The organism is Georgenia sp. X1117, from assembly GCF_057784635.1.
The window spans coordinates 738759-757978 of record NZ_CM173492.1 but is presented as its reverse complement, the minus strand read 5'-3'; the positions used below and the strand labels follow the sequence as shown (position 1 = coordinate 757978).

Here is a 19220-nt window from a genome sequence, read left to right as displayed (position 1 = left end):
GTAGGAGCCCTGCTCAAGGTAGCGTAGCGGCGTGGAGTACGTGCGACGGACGGTCGACGCCGAGCTGGATGAGCTGTTGGCGCTCGCACCGGCGATCGCGCTCGACGGTCCGAAGGCGGTCGGCAAGTCGGCGACCGCCAGCAGGCGGGCCGACCACAGCTGGTTCCTCGACGACCCCGATCATCGCGAGCTCCTGGCAGCGGACCTCCGGCTCGACGGGGCGCCGTCGGGCACGTTGCTCCTCGACGAGTGGCAGCGACTGCCTGCCGTCTGGGACTCGGTGCGGAGAAAGGTCGACCAAGGTGCGCCCCCCGGACGCTTCCTGCTCACGGGGAGCGCGTCGCCCGCTCCTGAGTCGTCGGTGCACAGCGGTGCGGGGCGGCTGCTGTCGTTGCGCATGAGACCGATGGCGCTGCACGAGCGCTGGCCGGAGGACCCGACGGTGAGTATGCGTGCGCTTCTCGCGGGATCCGCCGGTCGACTCTCGGGCACCAGCGACCGCATGCTCCCCGACTATCTCGACGCCATCGTCGCGAGCGGCTTTCCCGGGCTGCGGCACAGCCCCGAACGGCTGCGTCGCGCGCAGCTGGACGAGTATCTCGGTCTGGTCGTCGAGCGCGATCTCCCTGAGCTCGGACACAGGGTGCGGCGGCCGCAGACCCTGCGGCGCTGGCTCGCTGCCTATGCCGCCGCGTCATCGACGACGAGCAGCTACTCCGCCATCCTCGACGCGGTCACGGCCGGCGACGGGACGCAGCCAGCGAAGACCACGACGATCGTCTACCGCGAGATGCTCACGCGGCTGTGGCTGCTCGATCCGGTACCGGGCTGGACGCACAGCCGACGGCCGCTGAGCCGTGTCCAGCAGGCGCCGAAGCACCAGCTCGCCGATCCAGCGCTTGCCGCCCGCCTCCTCGGTCTGACCGCCACCACGCTCAGGAGCGCCGCCGGCGCGAGCATGGCCGGGCCGCTGTTCGAGTCGCTCGCCACCCTCGGAGTGCGTGTGGCGGCCCAGGCCGCGGAAGCCACGGTCGGGCACCTGCGGACCCGGAACGGGGACCACGAGGTCGATCTCGTGGTGGAGGGGACGGAGGGACAGGTGCTCGGTATCGAGGTCAAGCTCGCCTCCTCGGTGGGTGACGCCGACGTCCGGCACCTCCATTGGCTCCGTGACCAGGTGCCCGACGTCGTCGATCTCGTCGTGCTGACGACCGGGCGACAGGCGTACCGCCGCCAGGACGGCGTCGCCGTGGTTCCGCTCGCGCTGTTCGGCGCCTGACGGGGGCGACTCCGGCCCGCTCACGACTCCCGGTCGACCGTGACCAGGCGGACCTCGCGCAGCTCGTCGCCCTCGACGACGGCGGTCATCATCGTGCACTCGGGCTGCCGCCGGCGGTCGGTCGGCGAGCCCGGGTTGAGCAGGCGCATCCCGCCAGGCGTCACCGTGTCCCACGGGATGTGGCTGTGGCCGAAGACGAGCACGTCCGGCGGGTCGTCGGCGAGGGCCGCGTCCATCCGGCGTTCCCGGCCGGCGGCGGCACCGGTCTCGTGGACCACCGCGAGGTCCAGCCCCTCGACCCGGGCGCGGGCGACCTCCGGCAGCCGCGCGCGCAGCTCGGCGCCGTCGTTGTTGCCGTGGACCGCGACGAGCTGCGCGGACCGCTCCTTGAACGCCTCGAGGGTGGCGACGTCGACCCAGTCACCGGCGTGCACGACGACGTCGGCCGCCTCGACCGCCCGCCACACCTCGCCCGGGATCCGCCGCGAGCGGGCCGGCACGTGGGTGTCGGCGACGAGGAGAAGTCGCGTGGTCACGGTCAGGAGCGGGGCTCGACGCGGGGCGGCTCGCCGCCCGGCTCGGTCGGGGCGTCGAAGGACGGCGGCTCGTCGCCCATGAGGTCGTTCAGCCAGGAGTCGTAGGACTCGATCTGGGCGGGGTCCCAGGCGGTGGCCGACGGGTCGGCGAGCGCCTCGTGCAGGGGGACGAGCCCGTAGTCGCCGTTGGAGTCCATGACGGTGCCCATCCACTCGACCGAGTCCACGCGGGCGGGCCCCTCGGCCGGCACGGTGATCGTCGCCCGGGTCATCAGCCCGACGGCGGTCTCCATGATCGTCGAGCTGCCCGGCTGCTGGCTGGCCAGCGAGTTGCCCATCGACCACACCACCCACATGCCCTGGTCGTCGACGCCGCCCTCGAGCTGCTCGATCGGCTGGGGCGTGTGCGGGTGGGAGCCCAGGACGAGGTCGATCTCGCCGGAGTCCGCCAGGTGCTGCGCGGCGTCACGCTGGTAGTCGTTGGGCTCGAAGGTGTACTCGTCACCCCAGTGCATCGAGGCGATGACGACGTCGGCCCCGGCCTCGCGCGCGGCGAGGGCCTGGTCGACGATCGGGTCGTCGTCGATGAGGTCGACGAGGTGCGGCTCGGCCACCGGGATGCCGTTGGTGGAGTAGGTCGCGGCCAGGTGGGCGACCGTGATCTCGCGCCCGTCGCGCTCGAGGACGTACATCTGCGGCGTCGCCTGCTCCTCGGGGGTGCGGGCCGTGCCGGCGAAGCCCAGGCCGTGCTCGGTCATCACCTCGATCGTGCGGATGACGCCGTCGGTCTGCTGGTCCACGGAGTGGTTCGTCGCCGTCGAGCAGCCGTCGTAGCCGGCCCGGCCCAGCAGGGGGACGATGTCCTCCGGCGCGGCGAAGACCGGGTAGCCCGCCGGCTCGGCGCCCTCGGCGGTGATCGGGACCTCGAGGTTGCACAGCGCGAGGTCGGCGCCCTCGATGTACGGGGCGACCGGCTCGATCATCGGCCAGTAGTCGTAGGAGCCGTCCGCCTGGCGGGCCTCCTCGTTCATCAGCGGGTAGGTGATGACGTCACCGGCCGCGGCCAGGGTGAAGGACACCTCCTCGCCGGCGGGCTCCTCCTCCGACGGCGACTCCTCGCCGTCGTCCGTCCCGTCCTCCGGCGGGGCCCCGCTCTCCTGATCGTCCTCGCCGGCCGGGGCGGTCGCCGCGTCGTCCCCGCTGCCGCCCTCCGAGCCGGAGGCCAGTCGCATGGCGAGCACGACGAGACCCACGGCGAGGGCCACGACCAGGACGACGACGATGACCAGCTGGGTGGTCCGGCTCAGACGCGGCATACAGGCAGGGTAGGGCGCTCGGGGCGCCGGGCGCGGGATCGGCACCAGGGGGACCTACCCTGGGCGCATGACGACGCCGGCCGCCCCGCAGGCCTCCCTGTGGAACATCGCCAACATCCTCACCATGGTGCGCATCGCGCTCGTGCCGGTCTTCGTCGTCCTCTTCCTGCTCGACGGGACCTCGGCACGCTGGGCGGCGGCCGGCGTGTTCCTGCTCGCGGCCATCACCGACAAGCTCGACGGCTACCTCGCCCGCTCGCGCAACCTCATCACCGACTTCGGCAAGCTCGCCGACCCGATCGCCGACAAGACGCTCGTCGGGGCCGCCCTCATCGTGCTCTCCATCGCCGGCGAGCTGCCCTGGATCATCACCGTCCTGCTGCTCGTGCGCGAGCTGGCCGTCACCGTCCTGCGCGACGTCATGCGGCGCCGCCAGGTCGTCATGCCCGCATCCTCGGGCGGCAAGCTGAAGACCGTCCTCCAGCTCGTCTTCCTCACGATGATGCTCGTGCCCTGGGCGAGCATCCTCGGCGACGGAGCCGCCGACGCGATCCTCACCACCGCGCTCGTCATCGCCTGGGCGGCCGTCGGCGTGGCGGTCGTCTCCGGGGTCCAGTACTTCGTCGCCGCGGCCCGCGCCCTGCGCGCCGGCCCGCAGGCGCGCGCCGAGGGCTGACCGTGGGGGCGCCCGACCCGCTCGCCGCCCTCGTCGCGGACCTCAGCGCCGCCGGGGTGCGCCTCGCGGTGGCCGAGTCCCTCACCGCCGGGGCGCTGGCCGCCCGCCTCGCCGCGGTCCCCGGGGTGTCGGGGATCCTGCGCGGCGGCCTCGTCGCCTACGCGAGCGAGGTCAAGGCCGAGCTCCTCGGCGTCGACGCCGACCTGCTCCGCTCCGGCGGCCCCGTCCAGGCGGAGGTGGCGGCCCAGATGGCCCGCGGTGCGGCCCGCGTCCTCGGCGCCGACGTCGCCCTGGCCACCACCGGGGTCGCCGGTCCCGGCCCGGCCGACGGTCACCCGGCCGGCACCTTCCACGTGGCCTGCCACCACCCCGGCGGGACGCGCACCCGCAGCCTCCTCGTCGTCGGGACCCGCCCGCTCGTGCGGGAAGCCGCGGTGGGGGCGGCGCTCGCCCTGCTCCACGACGCCGCCGCGGACCTGCTCCCGCGGCCCGGGCGGCGGTAGGAGGGGAGCGGGAACAACTCGGCGGGCCGGTGCGTTGTCGAGAGCGATGATGCCTCCCACCTCCCTCGCCAGCCCGGTCGGTCGTCCCGACCGGCGAGACGCCCACCACAACGGATCCCGCCGTGCGCCGCACGCCAGGTACCGTGTGACCACACCCGCGACCGACGCGCACGCGCCGGCCGCACCGACCGACCCGGAGAGGGGGACCCCCGTGCTGCTTCGTCAGGTCATCGGCGACGTCCTCCGCGAGGTCCGCCAGCGCCAGGGCCGCACCCTGCGCGAGGTCTCCTCGGACGCCCGGGTCTCCCTCGGTTACCTCTCCGAGGTCGAGCGCGGCCAGAAGGAGGCCTCCTCCGAGCTGCTCTCGTCGATCTCCGAGGCGCTCAACACCCCGCTGAGCCACATCATGCGGGTCGTCTCCGGGCGTCTGGCGGCCACCGAGCCCGTCCGCGTGCCCGACACGGTGCCCGACGAGCTGCTCGGCGAGCTGGCCCCCACCGTCTGACCGGTCCGGCCCGGCACCACGATCTCCGAAGGCCCCCCGCCGTGGCGGGGGGCCTTCGTCGTGCCTGGGGGGGCGTGCGTGGTCCGGCCGGCCGGTCTGCGTAGGCGGGGGACCGGGGCGACGTCGTCCCGCGTGGACCGCGGTGCCGCAGGCTGCGGTGTGGGCCCGTCAGGCCGGCGGGTGCAGGCCGCCCGGGCCGCGCACCCAGCCGGCCGCCACGAGCGCACGCTCGGTCGGCCCCGCACGTGAGGCGCCCGCCGGCGCCTGGCCGTCGACCTGCCGGATGGTGGCCCGGGGGAGGCGCCCGTCGCGCGCCTGGGCCGCCAGGGCGCGCGCGGCGAGCGCGAGAGCCTCGCCGTCAGCGCCGAGCCCGAGCACCGATCGGCCGCCACGTTCGACGAACAGGGCAGGGACCGCGTCGACGAGGACGACGAGGGCGCCGGGGCGCCGCGAGGGCCGATGACCGGGCTCTGCGCCCTGCTCGCGGCCCGGGGCGGAGGGCCAGGGCAGCGCCGCGCCCCACGGGGAGGCGGGATCGCCGGCCGCGAGCACGTGCACCGGCCGGGGGCCTGACTCGGAGGCCGCGTGCGTCTCCCGGATCGTCTCGAGCATCGCGGGCAGCGCGAACTGCGCGCCGCCGAGCCCCTCGACGACGTAGCCGCGCCGGACCTGGCCGGTGTCCTCCAGTCGCCGCAGGACCTCGTAGGCCGCGGGGAAGCCGCCGGCGATCTCGCCGATGCCCGCCGACTCGCGGGTGAGGACGCCGTGCGTCTCGACGAGCTGGGCCACGCGCGCGGCCAGGGCAGTCGTCGGGTCCGGGGCGGGCGTCGTGCGGCGCACGAGCGACCACCGGCCCACGAGGTCGGCCGGGCTCGCCGCCAGCGCGGAGGTCGGCCGCATCGCGGCGGTGGCCCGCCGGCGCAGGCCGCCGCGCACCGGACGCGGGGGCCGGGCCGCGGTCCGCGAGCGCACCGGGCCGGAGCCGCGCGCGAGCCGTGCGCGCAGCGGCGCGGCGGAGTCGGTGGTGACGATCCCCGCGCAGGCCAGCCACCACAGCGCCTCCCCGACGGCGGGACCGGTCGGCCGATCCAGGTCGCCAGATCCGCCGTGCCCGCCCGGGCCGGCAGCGCCGCCCGGCTCGCCGCGGTCCCAGGGGTCGGCCGGGTCGGTGGCGCCGACCGCGGCCACGAGGTCCGCCAGGGTGCGGGAGGCGCCGTCGGAGAGGGCCCGCACGACCGCGGCCAGCAGCACCTCGGTGGGAGGCTCGGTACCCGGCGGGGATGCGGCGGACGGTGACCGCCACGCGTCGGTGGCCGGTGCCAGGTCCGCGACGGCGTCGGCCGGCAGCAGCACCACCTGGTCGGGCACCGCCGGCAGCGTGGCGGGCCCGCGGGTCACCCACACCACCTCGCCGTCGGCGACGAGATCGTCGAGGAGACCGGGCCGGTACCCGGGCACGCGCGCGGGCAGGACGTGCGACTCGAGACCGACCAGCGGCAGCGGCTGGCCGGCGAGCCGGTCGACGACGTCGAGCAGGTCGGCCGCCGCCGTCGGCGACGCATCCGCCCGACCCGACGCGGACGCGGGCGTGGAGGTGGTGTCCGCCACCGGCGCGTCGCTCTCGCCAGGGCCTCCCGGACCGCCGGGCGACACCTCCTCGGCGCGCACGCCGTGCCAGGTGAGGGTGGCGCGCGCGAGCACCTGCGGCTCGACGGCGTCGACCTCGCCGCGCAGAAGCGCCAGCGAGCGCCGACGGATCCGGCGCAGGACGTCGGCGTCGACGAGCTCGACCCCCTCCGCGTGACCGGTGACCCGTCCGGCCACGAGCGTGCCCTCGGCGACCAGCGCGTCCAGTCCGGCCCGCAACGCACCCGCGGGCAGGCCCAGGCGTGCGGCGACGTCCGAGGCGGTGAAGGGGCCGTGGGTGCGCGCGTGCCGGCGCAGCAGGTCGCCCAGCGGGTCGGCCACCGCAGCCGTGAGCTCGGCGGGCAGCCCCGCGGGCAGCGCCGTGCCCAGCGCCCCCGCCAGCCGGCCGGCGTCCTCCACGACGGCCAGGTGCGGCTCGTCGGCCACGTCGACCTCGATCAGCCGGCCGGACGCGAGGAGCTCGCCCGCCAGGGCGTCGACGTGGCCGGGCTCCTCGAGCCGTTCGGCCAGCTCGCTGCGGGGCAGCGGGCCCAGGCGGCGCACGAGGTCGAAGGCGCCCTCGGCGTCGCGCGCACGGGCCGCCTCGCCGAGCAGGGCGACCTCCACGGCGACCTCGGACACCGCGCGCGGGTCGAGGATGTCGACCAGGTCCGCGGTGTCCCCGCCGAGCAGCTCGGCCAGCAACGAGGTGTCCAGGGCGAGCGCGGCGGCCCGGCGCTCGCCCGGGGGCACGTCCTCGCCGTAGAGGAACCGGGCCGTGTAGCCCATGAGCAGGGAACGCGCCCACGGGGACGGGCCGGACGTGGTGACCTCGACGAGGCGGACCCGGCGCGCCGCGAGCGCCGACATGAGCGCGGTCAGCGCCGGCACGTCGTAGTCCTCCTGCAGCGCCTCCCGCACGGCCTCGAGGGTGATGGGGAACTCGGGGAAGCGGGCGGCGACGGTGAACAGGGCGGCCGCCCGGTGGCGCTGCTGCCACAGCGGCTGACGGCGCCCGGGGAAGCGGCGGGGCAGCAGCAGGGCGCGCGAAGCGGCCTCGCGGAACCGGGCGGCCAGCAGCGGGGAGCCGGCGAGCGCGGCCACGACGCGGGTGCGCACCTCCTCGGGATCGACGAGCAGGTCCGAGGCGTGCAGGGTCTCGTCCGCGCCGGGCGGCAGGCGCAGGACGATGCCGTCGTCGGCGGCCATCGCCTGCGCGTCGGCGCCGGTGCGCTCCCGCAGGGCCGCGGCGAGCAGCAGCGCCCAGGGGGCGTTGACCCGGCGGCCCGCGAGGCTGTGCACGACCACGCGCCAGTCGCCGAGCTCGTCGCGGAAGCGCTCGACGACGACGGTGCGGTCGTCGGGCACCGCGCCGGTGGCCGCGCGCTGCTCGTCGATCCAGGCGGTGACCCCGCGCTCCGTGGCGGGGGCGAGGGTGAGCCCCGGGCCCGGCTGCGCCGCGGCGTCGTCGGGCCCCTGCCCGCCGGCCGGCCAGGTGCGGGCCGCCGCACCGATGGCCGCACCGAAGGACGCCGGCCGACCCACCGTGTCGCCGAGCCAGAAGGGCAGCCGCCCCGGCCGGCCCGGCGCGTGGGTGACGAGCACCCGGTCGGCCGTGATCTGTTCGATGCGCCACGTCGAGTTGCCGAGGGTGAACGTGTCGCCGACCCGGGACTCGAAGACCATCTCCTCGTCGAGCTCACCGACCCGGCGGCCGCCCGCCGCGCCGCCTGCGAGGAAGACGCCGAACAGGCCGCGGTCGGGGATCGTCCCGCCCGAGGTCACCGCCAGGCGGGCCGCACCGGGGCGGGCCCGCAGCACGCCCTCGGTGCGGTCGTGGACGAGGCGCGGGCGCAGGTCGGCGAACTCCTCGGCGGGATAGCGGCCCGAGAGCATGTCGACGACGCCGGAGAAGGTGGCCTCGGCGAGGTCGGCGAAGCTGGCCGCGCGTCGCACGCGCGCCAGCGCCTCGTCGGGGGTGAGGTCCTCGACGGCGACCATCGCGAGCAGCTGCTGGGCCAGGACGTCGAGCGGGGAGCGGGGCAGCACCGTCTCCTCCACCTCGCCGTCGAGGGCGTGCCCCGCGGCCACCAGGGTCGGCAGCAGCTCGGCGCGGTGCACCGGCACCAGCACCCCGCGCGAGGTCCCGCCCACCTGGTGCCCGGCGCGGCCCACCCGCTGGACGGTCGAGGCGACGGTCGGCGGCGCCCCGACCTGGAGGACGAGGTCGACCTCGCCCATGTCGATGCCGAGCTCGAGGGTGCCGGTGGCCACCACGCAGCGCAGCTCACCGGACTTCAGCGCCTCCTCGGCCAGGGCCCGCTCGGACCGGCTCATCGACCCGTGGTGGGCCCGGGCCAGCACGGGTGCGGAGCCGAGCGCGGTGCCCGACTGGCCCGGCACGGCGGCGGGCCAGGCCGCGCCCTCGCCGGTCACGCCCAGGCCGCCCCGGCGCCGCTCGTCCTCCTCGTTGACCTGGGCGGCGAGCCGCTCGGCCAGGCGCCGCGAGCCGACGAACACGATCGTCGAGCGGTGGGCGCGCACGAGGTCGACGACCAGCGCGGCCACGTGCGGCCAGATCGACGGCGGCTCGGGCCGCCCCGCCAGGCCTGCCGCGTCGTCGGGGGTGGCAGTGGTGGCGTCGTCCCCGGCGAGGTGACCGTCCGGGGTCGGGGCGTCGTGTGTCGGGGCGCCCGGGGTCGAGACGCCCGACGTCGGGCCGACCGGCGATGTCTGCCCCGGCTCCGGCGCCGGGCTGCCCGGCGGGGGACCGGGGGCCGCCAGGTCCTCGACCGGCAGGCGGACCTCGAGCTTGAGGCGGCGCGGCGACGGCGGCGCGACGACCCGCACCGGGCGCCCGCCCTCGGCGGGCGTGCGCACGCCGGCGAGAGCCCGCGCCACCTCCTGCGCCGGCCGCACCGTGGCCGACAGGCCGATGCGCTGGACGGGGGAGGGCGTGAGGGCGTCGAGCCGCTCGAGGCTGAGGAAGAGGTGGGCGCCCCGCTTGGTGCCGGCCACCGCGTGCACCTCGTCGACGACGACCGTGCGCACGTGCCGCAGCGCCGCCCGCGCCGAGGAGGTGAGCATGAGGAACAACGACTCCGGCGTCGTGATGAGGATGTCCGGCGGGTGCGTGACCAGCCGGCGTCGCTCGGCCGGGGGAGTGTCGCCGGTCCGCACCCCGACCCGGAGGCCGGGCAGGTCGAGGCCGAGCCGGGCGGCCTCCGCACGGATGCCGGTCAGCGGGCGCTCGAGGTTGCGCTCGACGTCGACCGCCAGGGCCTTGAGCGGCGAGACGTAGAGGATGCGCGTGCGTTCCTCCCGGGCCGGGACCGGCTCGGTGAGCATCTGGTCGAGGGCCCAGAGGAAGGCGGCCAGGGTCTTGCCCGAGCCGGTCGGTGCGACCACGAGCGCGTGCTCACCGGAGGCGACGGCGTCCCAGGCGCCCGACTGCGCGGGCGTGGGGCCGTCGAAGGCGCTCGCGAACCAGGCGCGGGTCGCCGGTCCGAAGGTCACCGGCCCATGGTGGCACCGCGGGCGGACATCGGCGCCGGCCGACGACGGCGTGCCACCCTTGGTGGGTGAAGCGCTCCCAGTTCACCGCCACCGCCCGTGAGGTCCTCGGCGAGGCCGCGGCCTCCTCCTACCTCAGCGACCTCACCCTGGCGGGCGTGGGCTACCGGACCGCGCAGGAGGCCCTGGACCAGGGGGAGCGGCCCCAGACCGTGTGGGACGCCCTCGTCGACGAGCTCGACCTCGGCGAGTCCGCGCGCTGGCACCACCGCCGCGAGCCCGAGGACTGAGCACCCCGGGCCGGAGAGCTGCTCGCCGCGGACCCGGTCACGGCCCGGACGCGGACGTGTCGGCCGGCTCCCGGACGCGGACGTGTTGGCCGGCTCCCGGACGCGGACGTGTTGGCCGGCTCCCGGGCGCCGGTGGTCCCGTCGCGCCGATCGTTCGGGACACGCCCGGCGTGTCGATCGACCTCGAACAGGTGTTCGGCGTAGTGTGCTCCACAGATGACGACGCCACCGGCGGGTCCACAACCCAGCAGGGCCTCCGGGGCGGATGTCTGTGGTCGGACATAGCGTCGTCTCAGGTAGCGCCCCGGAGAGGGGACACCCCCTGACAAGGCCAGCCCGGACCGTCCAGACGGGGCGAGAACCGCCCCCAGCCGAGAGGTGAGACTTCATGCCCGCACCCGCAGCAGACCGCAGCAAGGCGCTCGAGGCCGCGCTCAGCCAGATCGACCGCCAGTTCGGCAAGGGCTCGGTGATGCGCCTCGGCGACGACACCCGGCCCAAGGTCCAGGTCATCCCCACCGGCTCCGTCGCCCTGGACGTCGCCCTGGGCATCGGCGGACTCCCGCGCGGCCGCGTCATCGAGGTCTACGGCCCGGAGTCCTCGGGCAAGACGACCGTCGCCCTGCACGCCGTGGCCAACGCCCAGCGCGCCGGCGGCATCGCCGGCTTCATCGACGCCGAGCACGCGCTCGACCCGGAGTACGCCAAGAAGCTCGGCGTGGACACCGACGCCCTCCTCGTGTCCCAGCCGGACACCGGTGAGCAGGCGCTCGAGATCACCGACATGCTCATCCGCTCCGGCGCGCTGGACATCGTCGTGGTCGACTCGGTCGCCGCGCTCGTGCCCAAGGCCGAGATCGAGGGCGAGATGGGGGACAGCCACGTCGGCCTCCAGGCCCGGCTCATGTCCCAGGCGCTGCGCAAGATCACCGGTGCGCTGTCCGCCTCCGGGACCACGGCCATCTTCATCAACCAGCTCCGCGAGAAGATCGGGGTGTTCTTCGGGTCGCCGGAGACCACCACCGGTGGCAAGGCGCTGAAGTTCTACTCCTCGGTCCGGCTCGACGTGCGCCGCATCGAGACGCTCAAGGACGGCACCGACGCGGTCGGCAACCGCACCCGCGTCAAGATCGTCAAGAACAAGATGGCGCCGCCCTTCAAGCAGGCCGAGTTCGACATCCTCTACGGCCAGGGCATCTCCCGCGAGGGTGGGCTCATCGACCTCGGCGTCGAGCACGGCATCGTGCGCAAGTCCGGTTCCTGGTTCACCTACGAGGGCGACCAGCTCGGCCAGGGCAAGGAGAACTCGCGGCAGTTTCTCAAGGACAACCCCGAGCTGGCCGAGGAGATCGAGAAGAAGATCCTCACCAAGCTCGGCATCGGGGAGGCACCCGCCGAGGACGAGGCGCCGGCCGCCCCCGAGGGCCAGGTGCCGGTCGGCGAGGCGCCGGCGGCCAAGGCTCCGGCCCGGGGCGCCCGTCAGGGCGCACCGGCCGGTGCTCGTGACGAGGTCCCGGTGGCGTTCTGACCGCACGGCCCCGCCGCCGCGGCGCCCCCGGTCCCGACGGCCCTGCGCCGGAGGGCCCGGGGGCGGGCGGCCCCGAGGAGGTCGACCCGCTCGAGGAAGCGCGGGCCATCGCCCTGCGGTCCCTGGCCGCCGCGCCGCGCACCCGCGCCCAGCTGGCCGACAAGCTCGCGGACAAGGGGGTCGAGGAGGCCGTGGCGAGCACGCTGCTCGACCGGCTCACCGCCGTCGGCCTCCTCGACGACGCCGAGCTGGCCGAACGTCTGGTGCGCACCCGCCACGCCGAACGCCATCAGGGGCGGCGGGCCATCGCCCTCGAGCTGTGCCGCAAGGGCGTCGACGAGGACGTGGCCGCGCGCGCCCTCGACCAGCTCGGCGACGACGACGAGGAGCAGGCCGCCCTGACGGTGGCCCGGTCCCGGCTGAGGTCCACCCGCCACCTGGCGCACGAGGTGCGTTATCGCCGCACCGTCGCCGCGCTGGGGCGCAAGGGCTTCTCCGGCGACGTGGCCCGGCGCGCCCTGCGCACGGCCCTGGCCGAGGAGGACGTCGACGTCGACGACCTCGGCCCCACCGACGTCGAGGACTGAGCCCCCGCGGGCACGCGCGGAGTGGGTGGCGGCGCGCGTCAGGCCGCGGGGTGATCCCTCCCGGTGACCGTCAGGGCGTCTGTCGCGGCCGGTCGGGGATGTCCGGGTTCGGCTCGAGGGTCACGCGTGCGACGGCGGCCTCGACGGCGGCGTCCGGCTGACCCGGGGGCGCGCCTCGGCCGGAGGTGAGGGAGCCCACCCGGCGGGCGGCCAGCTCGGCGATCTTCGTGAGGATGAAGTTGATGATGATGAACAGCACCGCGGCCACGAACAGCGATTGGAGGATCGGGAACGGGCTGCCCGAGCCGAGCAGCCGGGAGTTCCGGAGCAGCTCGCTGTAGGTGATGATCGAGCCGAGCGCCGAGTCCTTGAGGATGACGACGAACTGGCTCACCAGGGCGGGGAGCATGGCGATGAGGGCCTGCGGCAGCTCGATGTGCTGGATCGACCTGCGCCGGGTCATGCCGATCGCCAGGCCGGCCTCGCGCTGGCCGCGCGGCAGACCGTGGACGCCCGAGCGGACGAGCTCGGCGATCACCGCCCCGTTGTAGAGGGTCAGTGCCGCCACGACCGCGACGAGCGGGGCCATCGAGGGGGAGACCCATCCGGTGGAGCCGAGGAGGAACCAGCCGGCGACCATCATGATGAGCACCGGCACCGCGCGGAAGAACTCGACGACGATGCCGCAGAACCAGCGCAGGACCGGGTTGGACGCGAGCCGGCCTACGCCGAAGAGCGTGCCGAAGAACATCGCCAGCACGACGGAGTAGGCGGCCGCGACCAGGGTGTTCTGCAGGCCGGGGAGGAAGTAGTACTGCCACGAGCGGGCCTCGACCATCGGTGCCCACAGCTCGGCGCGGAACTGGTCGTTCTCATACATCGTCCACAGCACCCAGGCGCCGATGCCGAGCACGACGAGGGTGCCGATGATGTTGCCGACGAGGATGATGCGCCGGCCGCGCGGGCCGGGGGCGTCGAAGAGGACCTGGTGCGAGCTCATCGGGCGACCGCCAGACGCTGGGAGAGGTACGTGGTGAGGAGTCCGATCGGGATGACGATGACGACGAAGCCGATCGCGATCGTGAAGAAGATCGGCAGGACGTAGTTGGCCTGGTTCTCGATCATGGCCCGCATGAGCTGGGACACCTCGGACACGGAGGCCGCCGCGGCGACCGTCGTGTTCTTGATGAGGGCGATGAGGGTGTTGCCGAGCGGCGCGATCGCGCCCCGGAACGCCTGCGGGAGGATGACGAGGCGCGCCGCCGGGAGGAAGGAGAGGCCGATGGCACGGGCGGCCTCGGCCTGGCCCACCGGCACCGTGTTGACCCCCGAGCGCAACGCCTCGCAGACGAACGACGCGTGGTAGACGCCGAGCGCGAGCACGGCCAGCCAGAAGAAGTTGACCTCGAAGGTCCGGGAGAACTCCAGGCCGAGCACCGGCCACAGCACGAGCGCGGCGAAGACGATGATGATCGTCAGCGGCGTGTTGCGGACGAGCGTGACGTAGAGGGACCCGGCCCACCGCATGGTGGGGACGGGCGAGATCCGCATGAGGACGAGGATCACGCCGATGAGCAGGGCGATGAGCGCCGAGAAGAGGGCCAGCCGGAGGTTGACGAGGTACGCGTGGAGCAGGTCGTAGCTCGAGAGGATCTCGAGGTAGTCGCCCACCGGTCACCGCCTTTCGGTCGGGGGGAAGGGGGATCGGGTGGGGGCGCCGGTGGCGCCCCCACCCCTCGTGCGTGCCGGGGACCGGCTCAGCCGCAGGAGTCCAGCTCCGGCGGGTTGAGCGACTCGTCCGGCGTGAAGCCCGTGCCGTCCGTGTTGGCGGTGACGGCCTCCTCCCAGGCGCCGTCGTCGATCATCGCCTGGATCGCCTCGTTGATCTGCTCGCACATCTCGGTCTCCCCGTCCGGGATGCCGACGCCGTAGCGCTCCTCGGAGAAGGGGCTCCCGGCCACGGCGAGCGCGCCGCTGCCCTCGTCGGCGGCGAGGCCGGCGAGGATGATGTCGTCCGTCGTCACGGCGTCGACCTGACCGCCGATGAGGTACTGGATGCACTCGGAGTAGCCCGGCTGCTCGATGAGCTGGACGCCCTCCGAGTACTCGTCCTGCACGCGCTGGGCCGAGGTCGAGCCGGAGACCGAGCAGAGGTTGAGTCCGTCGAGGGACTCCGGGCCGGTGATGGTCCCCTCGTCGTCCGAGCGGATGAGGAGGTCCTGACCCGCCACGAAGTACGGGCCGGCGAAGTCCACCACCTCGTCGCGCTCGTCGGTGATCGAGTAGGTCGCGATGATCATGTCGACCTGACCGTTCTGCAGCATGGTCTCCCGGTTGGCCGAGATCGCCTCGACGAAGGAGACCTGGTCCGGCGAGTACCCCATGTGCTCGGCCACGTAGTACGCGACGTCGACGTCGAAGCCGGTGAACTCGCTGCCGTCCTGGTACCCCAGGCCGGGCTGGTCGAACTTGATGCCGATGGTCAGTCCCTCGCCGTCGCCGCCGCCCTCGTCACCGCCCTCGTCGCCGCCGGCGGCGCCGTCGGTCGAGGTCTCGCCGTCGCCGGCGTCGTCGCCGCCGTTCTCCTCGGTGCCGCCACCGGTGTCGGCGCCGTTGTCGTCTCCTGCGTCGCCCCCCTCGTCGGGGGCGTCGGAGGTGCAGGCTGCCAGGAACGTCCCGACCGCCAGCAGCGCTGCTGCGGTCGAGTATCTGGTGCGTCGCATGGGATCTCCAGGTGTCTCGAGCGTCCGGTCGGCCGGGCGGCCGGCCGGTGGGGTGGTCCGTGGGTGACTAGTCGGTGATGAGCTTGGACAGGAAGTCCTTCGCGCGGTCCGTCTGCGGGTTGGTGAAGAAGTCGTTCGGCCTCGCCTCCTCGACGATCCGGCCGTCGTCCATGAAGATGACCCGGTCCGCGGCCTTGCGGGCGAAGCCCATCTCATGGGTGACGACGATCATCGTCATGCCTGATCTCGCCAGGCCGGTCATGACATCGAGGACCTCGTTGATCATCTCGGGGTCCAGGGCCGACGTCGGCTCGTCGAAGAGCATGACCTTGGGTTCCATCGCCAGTGCCCGCGCGATCGCCACCCGCTGCTGCTGGCCGCCCGAGAGCTGGGCGGGTCGCTTGTGGGCCTGGTTGGCCACGCCCACGCGTTCGAGGAGCTCCATCGCCCGCTTCTTCGCGTCCGCGGAGCGGATCCCCTTGACCTTGGTCGGCCCGAGGGTGACGTTGTCGAGGATCGACCGGTGGGCGAAGAGGTTGAACGACTGGAACACCATGCCGACCTCGGCGCGGTGCTTCGCGAGTGCCTTGCCCTCCTCGGGCAGCTCCTGGCCGTCGACGCGGATCTCGCCGGAGTCGATCGGCTCGAGCCGGTTGATCGTCCGGCACAGGGTGGACTTCCCCGAACCGGACGGCCCGATGACGACGACGACCTCGCCGCGCGCGACCTCGAGGTTGATGTCCTTGAGGACGTGCAGATCCCCGAAGTGCTTGTCCACGGAGCGCATGGACACGAGGGGGACGTCGGTGTCGGCGCCGACAACGCCGTCGGCCGACCTTGTGGTCTCGGTCATGGAGGGCACACTACGTGGAGCGATGAGTCACAGATATGTCCCGTAGGTCACGAGACGGCAACGATGCTGGTCACGACCCCCGTTCGGCGAAGGCCTTGGCGAGCAGGATCATCCGGCCCCGGAAGTCGTCGGCGGCCCGGGAGCGGACCGCCGCCGACAGGGCGTTGAGCACGAGCCGGACGAACACCCAGGCGCGGACGCGTTCGGCGTCGAGCCCGGCCGCCCCGGCGACCACGTCGGCGCGCAGGCGCACGTGCGCCCGCGGGTCCCACGCGCGCTCGGTGACCGCCCACCGGTTCCACACCACGGGCGCGACGCCGAAGGCCGGCTCGGCCGCCACCGGCTTGGGGTCGATGGCCAGCCAGTCGCCCCGGCCGGCCACCACCGGGGCGAGCACGTTGGCGTCGTGCAGGTCCTCGTTCACCAGGCGCGGCGGCGGGGCCGAGCCCAGCAGCGCGTCCAGCTCGGCGTAGGCTTGCCCGGTGAGCCGGTGCGGCACCAGCGCGCTGCCCGCCGCCAGCGCCGGCCCCCACCGCCGGGCCCGGTCCTCAACGCGCTCCAGCCGAGGAGGAAGGCGTCGATCGTGGCGGGCAGCGCGGCCAGCCACGCGTCGCCCTCCACGCCGCCGACCGGGTCCGCCGCCCGCCCCGCCAGGCTCGCCGTCAGGCCGGCAGGGATCTGCACCACGCGGGCACCCTACGGGCCCGGCCCGGGCGGGCCGCTCATTAGACTGACCGCGATGACGACCACCGCCCCCGCCACGACGCGCACGTACCACGTGCGCACCCTGGGCTGCCAGATGAACGTCCACGACTCCGAGCGGCTCGCGGGCCTGCTCGACGACGCCGGGTACCGCCCGGTGGTGGACGTGCCCGAGGCCGCGGCGCGGGCGACCCGCGCCGGGGACGAGGGGGCCGACGTCGTCGTCCTCAACACCTGCTCGGTGCGGGAGAACGCCGCCACCCGCCTGTTCGGCAACCTCGGCCAGCTCGCCGAGGTCAAGCGCGGCCGGCCGGGCATGCAGATCGCCGTCGGCGGCTGCCTGGCCCAGCAGATGCGCGAGGAGATCGTCGAGAAGGCCCCGTGGGTCGACGTCGTGCTCGGCACCCACAACCTCGACGTGCTGCCGGCCCTCCTCGAACGCGCCGAGCACAACGGCCGGGCGGCCGTCGAGATCGAGGAGTCGCTCAAGGTCTTCCCCTCGACCCTGCCCACCCGGCGCGAGTCCGCGTATGCGGCCTGGGTCTCGATCTCCGTGGGCTGCAACAACACGTGCACCTTCTGCATCGTGCCCTCGCTGCGCGGCAAGGAGCGCGACCGCCGGCCCGGCGAGATCCTCGCCGAGGTCGCCGCCGTCGTGGCCCAGGGCGCCGTCGAGGTCACCCTGCTCGGCCAGAACGTCAACTCCTACGGCGTCTCCTTCGGCGAGCGCGGCGCCTTCGCCGACCTGCTGCGCGCCGCCGGGCGGGTCGAGGGGCTCGAGCGCGTGCGCTTCACCTCCCCGCACCCGGCCGCCTTCACCGACGACGTCATCGCCGCGATGGCCGAGACCCCGGCCGTCATGCCCTCGCTGCACATGCCCCTGCAGTCCGGGTCCGACGCCGTGCTGCGTCGCATGCGCCGCTCCTACCGCTCGACGAAGTTCCTCGGCATCCTCGACCGGGTCCGCGCCGCCATGCCCGACGCCGCCATCACCACCGACCTCATCGTCGGTTTCCCCGGCGAGACCGAGGAGGACTTCCAGGCCACCCTCGACGTCGTCGAGGCCTCCCGCTTCGCCTCGGCCTTCACCTTCCAGTACTCCCCGCGCCCGGGCACGCCGGCCGCCGACTACGCCGACCAGGTGCCCGCCGAGGTCGTCACCGAGCGCTACGACCGGCTGGTGGCGCTCCAGCGCCGCATCTCCACCGAGCTCAACGAGGCCCAGGAGGGACACGAGGTCGAGGTCCTCGTCGCCCAGGGCGAGGGCGCGAAGGACGCCGCGACCGGCCGAGTGACAGGCCGGGCCGCCGACAACCGCCTCGTCCACGTCGCCCTCCCGGCCGTCCTCGCCGAGGCCGATCGGCCCCGGCCGGGCGACATGGTCACCGCCACCGTCACCCACGGGGCGCCCCACCACCTCGTCGCCGACTCGGCGCTGACGGGGGGAACCTTCGCCGTGCGCCGCACGCGGGCCGGCGACGCCTGGGCGGCCCGCGAGGGCGGCGGCCACGACCACGGCGGCGCCACCGCGCTGGGACAGCCCGTCACCCTGGGCATGCCGAGGATGCGGCCCGCGCCATGACCGAGCAGGGCGACGGGGCCAGGGGTGCCGACACGGGCGCGCGCGAGGGGTTCGTCGTCGCGGTGGTCGGCCCGACCGCGTCGGGCAAGTCCGCCCTCGCGCTGGACCTGGCCGAGCAGTTCGCCGCCGAGCTGGCCCTCGCCGCCCCCGAGCTCTACGAGATCGTCTCCGCCGACGCCGCCCAGCTCTACCGCGGGATGGACATCGGCACCGCCAAGCTCGCCGAGCACGAGCGACGCGGCCTGACCCACCACCAGATCGACGTCCTCGACCCGGGCGAGATCGCCTCCGTGGCGGCCTACCAGCGCAGCGCCGAGTCGGACGTGCGGGCCATCCTCGACCGCGGTCGGCGCCCGATCGTCGTCGGCGGCTCCGGTCTCTACCTGCGCGCGCTGCTCGACGACGTCGACCTGCCGCCCACCGACCCCGAGGTCCGGACCGCCATCGAGGAGCGGGCCGAGCGGGTCGGCGCCGCCGCGCTGTTCGCCGAGCTCACCGATGCCGACCCCGAGGCGGCGGCCGCCATGGACCCGGCCAACGTCCGGCGGACCGTGCGCGCCCTGGAGGTCATCGAGATCACCGGCCGCCCCTTCTCGGCGCGGGCCCGCACACCGCGGTACCGGCGACCCACCGTGCAGATCGCCGTCGACGTGCCCCGCCCGCTGCTGCACGCCCGCATCGCCGAACGCGCCGACGCGATGGTCGCCGGCGGGCTCGTCGAGGAGGTCGCCGAGCTCGAGGAGAGGGGCATGGGCCGCACCGCCGCCCGCGCCGTCGGCTACGTCGAGGCCCGCCGCCATCTCGCCGGCGACCTCCCGCTCGCCGACCTGCCGGAGGAGATCGCGCGCGCGACCCGGCGCCTGGCGCGGCGTCAGGAGACCTGGTTCCGCCGCGACGACCGGATCACCTGGCTGCCCCCGACCCGGGACCTCGTGGTCGACGCGGCCACCGTCGTCGGGCAGGGCTGGCGCGCGGCGGGCATGCCCTGAGCCGACCTAGGC

Annotated in this window: 17 protein-coding genes and 1 pseudogene; 10 read left to right on the top strand and 8 right to left on the bottom strand. The window is 74.6% G+C overall.

Annotation, left to right across the window (positions count from 1 at the left end; translation table 11 throughout):
• Nucleotides 1-31 precede the first annotated feature (31 nt).
• A complete protein-coding gene (locus tag AC3D3D_RS03405) occupies nucleotides 32-1279 on the top strand; it encodes an ATP-binding protein (protein WP_463660937.1) in 1248 nt (415 codons plus the stop codon).
• A 20-nt stretch (nucleotides 1280-1299) separates the two neighbouring features.
• Here AC3D3D_RS03405 and AC3D3D_RS03400 read toward each other — a convergent pair whose 3' ends face one another.
• The gene (locus AC3D3D_RS03400) at nucleotides 1300-1815 is read right to left on the bottom strand and encodes a metallophosphoesterase family protein (RefSeq protein ID WP_463660938.1); all 516 of its coding nucleotides are present in this window, start codon (nucleotides 1813-1815) and stop codon (nucleotides 1300-1302) included.
• Between the two features lie 2 nt (nucleotides 1816-1817).
• The gene (locus AC3D3D_RS03395) at nucleotides 1818-3131 is read right to left on the bottom strand and encodes a CapA family protein (RefSeq protein WP_463660939.1); all 1314 of its coding nucleotides are present in this window, start codon (nucleotides 3129-3131) and stop codon (nucleotides 1818-1820) included.
• Between the two features lie 67 nt (nucleotides 3132-3198).
• Between AC3D3D_RS03395 and pgsA the strand changes: the two genes are divergently transcribed.
• The 3 genes from pgsA to AC3D3D_RS03380 all read left to right on the top strand — a co-directional run bounded on the left by pgsA (nucleotide 3199) and on the right by AC3D3D_RS03380 (nucleotide 4815).
• The gene (pgsA, locus tag AC3D3D_RS03390; RefSeq protein ID WP_463660940.1) at nucleotides 3199-3807 is read left to right on the top strand and encodes a CDP-diacylglycerol--glycerol-3-phosphate 3-phosphatidyltransferase; all 609 of its coding nucleotides are present in this window, start codon (nucleotides 3199-3201) and stop codon (nucleotides 3805-3807) included.
• 2 nt (nucleotides 3808-3809) lie between these two features.
• Complete coding sequence (locus AC3D3D_RS03385; protein WP_463660941.1) at nucleotides 3810-4310, top strand: CinA family protein; 501 nt, start codon at nucleotides 3810-3812, stop codon at nucleotides 4308-4310.
• Between the two features lie 211 nt (nucleotides 4311-4521).
• Entirely contained in the window at nucleotides 4522-4815 is a 294-nt protein-coding gene (locus AC3D3D_RS03380) for a helix-turn-helix domain-containing protein (RefSeq protein WP_463660942.1), read from the top strand.
• 168 nt (nucleotides 4816-4983) lie between these two features.
• On the opposite strand, the gene AC3D3D_RS03375 is transcribed toward AC3D3D_RS03380, so the two are convergent.
• On the bottom strand, nucleotides 4984-9957 hold the full coding sequence (locus AC3D3D_RS03375; RefSeq protein WP_463660943.1) for a DEAD/DEAH box helicase: 4974 nt from the start codon (nucleotides 9955-9957) through the stop codon (nucleotides 4984-4986).
• 65 nt (nucleotides 9958-10022) lie between these two features.
• On the opposite strand from AC3D3D_RS03375, the gene AC3D3D_RS03370 reads away from it, so the two are divergent.
• From AC3D3D_RS03370 to AC3D3D_RS03355, 4 genes and pseudogenes are all read left to right on the top strand, one after another.
• Nucleotides 10023-10244, top strand: a complete 222-nt coding sequence (locus tag AC3D3D_RS03370; protein ID WP_463660944.1) for a DUF3046 domain-containing protein — start codon at nucleotides 10023-10025, stop codon at nucleotides 10242-10244.
• A 388-nt stretch (nucleotides 10245-10632) separates the two neighbouring features.
• The gene (gene recA, locus AC3D3D_RS03365) at nucleotides 10633-11772 is read left to right on the top strand and encodes a recombinase RecA (RefSeq protein WP_463660945.1); all 1140 of its coding nucleotides are present in this window, start codon (nucleotides 10633-10635) and stop codon (nucleotides 11770-11772) included.
• Nucleotides 11769-11933: pseudogene (locus tag AC3D3D_RS03360) on the top strand (hypothetical protein); the annotation flags it as partial. The gene recA and the pseudogene AC3D3D_RS03360, both read left to right, overlap by 4 nt.
• 30 nt (nucleotides 11934-11963) lie before the next feature.
• Nucleotides 11964-12359 carry a regulatory protein RecX gene (locus AC3D3D_RS03355; protein ID WP_488512379.1) on the top strand — a complete coding sequence of 132 codons (396 nt, stop codon included), beginning with the start codon at nucleotides 11964-11966 and terminating at the stop codon, nucleotides 12357-12359.
• 70 nt (nucleotides 12360-12429) lie between these two features.
• Here the strand turns inward: AC3D3D_RS03355 and AC3D3D_RS03350 are convergent, their stop codons facing one another.
• From AC3D3D_RS03350 to AC3D3D_RS03330, 5 genes are all read right to left on the bottom strand, one after another.
• Nucleotides 12430-13359 carry an amino acid ABC transporter permease gene (locus tag AC3D3D_RS03350; RefSeq protein WP_463660946.1) on the bottom strand — a complete coding sequence of 310 codons (930 nt, stop codon included), beginning with the start codon at nucleotides 13357-13359 and terminating at the stop codon, nucleotides 12430-12432.
• A complete protein-coding gene (locus tag AC3D3D_RS03345; protein ID WP_463660947.1) occupies nucleotides 13356-14030 on the bottom strand; it encodes an amino acid ABC transporter permease in 675 nt (224 codons plus the stop codon). The genes AC3D3D_RS03350 and AC3D3D_RS03345 overlap by 4 nt, the downstream gene beginning before the upstream one ends.
• Nucleotides 14031-14116: 86 nt before the next feature.
• On the bottom strand, nucleotides 14117-15082 hold the full coding sequence (locus AC3D3D_RS03340; protein WP_463660948.1) for a glutamate ABC transporter substrate-binding protein: 966 nt from the start codon (nucleotides 15080-15082) through the stop codon (nucleotides 14117-14119).
• 67 nt (nucleotides 15083-15149) lie between these two features.
• On the bottom strand, nucleotides 15150-15869 hold the full coding sequence (locus AC3D3D_RS03335; protein WP_463661065.1) for an amino acid ABC transporter ATP-binding protein: 720 nt from the start codon (nucleotides 15867-15869) through the stop codon (nucleotides 15150-15152).
• A gap of 136 nt (nucleotides 15870-16005) precedes the next feature.
• A complete protein-coding gene (locus tag AC3D3D_RS03330) occupies nucleotides 16006-16542 on the bottom strand; it encodes an aminoglycoside phosphotransferase family protein (protein WP_488512377.1) in 537 nt (178 codons plus the stop codon).
• A 132-nt stretch (nucleotides 16543-16674) separates the two neighbouring features.
• On the opposite strand from AC3D3D_RS03330, the gene miaB reads away from it, so the two are divergent.
• The gene (gene miaB / locus AC3D3D_RS03325; protein ID WP_463660950.1) at nucleotides 16675-18219 is read left to right on the top strand and encodes a tRNA (N6-isopentenyl adenosine(37)-C2)-methylthiotransferase MiaB; all 1545 of its coding nucleotides are present in this window, start codon (nucleotides 16675-16677) and stop codon (nucleotides 18217-18219) included.
• Nucleotides 18216-19208 (top strand): tRNA (adenosine(37)-N6)-dimethylallyltransferase MiaA, encoded by a 993-nt coding sequence (miaA, locus tag AC3D3D_RS03320; protein WP_463660951.1) that lies wholly within the window; start codon nucleotides 18216-18218, stop codon nucleotides 19206-19208. Before miaB ends, miaA begins: the two co-directional genes overlap by 4 nt.
• The last annotated feature ends 12 nt before the right edge of the window (nucleotides 19209-19220 follow it).

Bases quoted from the DNA above. Each gene is read 5' to 3' on its own strand.
- AC3D3D_RS03395 (WP_463660939.1), bottom strand. From the start codon at position 3,131: ATGCCGCGTCTGAGCCGGACCACCCAGCTGGTCATCGTCGTCGTCCTG.
- pgsA (WP_463660940.1), top strand. From the start codon at position 3,199: ATGACGACGCCGGCCGCCCCGCAGGCCTCCCTGTGGAACATCGCCAAC.
- recA (WP_463660945.1), top strand. From the start codon at position 10,633: ATGCCCGCACCCGCAGCAGACCGCAGCAAGGCGCTCGAGGCCGCGCTC.
- AC3D3D_RS03350 (WP_463660946.1), bottom strand. From the start codon at position 13,359: ATGAGCTCGCACCAGGTCCTCTTCGACGCCCCCGGCCCGCGCGGCCGG.
- AC3D3D_RS03340 (WP_463660948.1), bottom strand. From the start codon at position 15,082: ATGCGACGCACCAGATACTCGACCGCAGCAGCGCTGCTGGCGGTCGGG.
- AC3D3D_RS03335 (WP_463661065.1), bottom strand. From the start codon at position 15,869: ATGCGCTCCGTGGACAAGCACTTCGGGGATCTGCACGTCCTCAAGGAC.
- miaB (WP_463660950.1), top strand. From the start codon at position 16,675: ATGACGACCACCGCCCCCGCCACGACGCGCACGTACCACGTGCGCACC.
- miaA (WP_463660951.1), top strand. From the start codon at position 18,216: ATGACCGAGCAGGGCGACGGGGCCAGGGGTGCCGACACGGGCGCGCGC.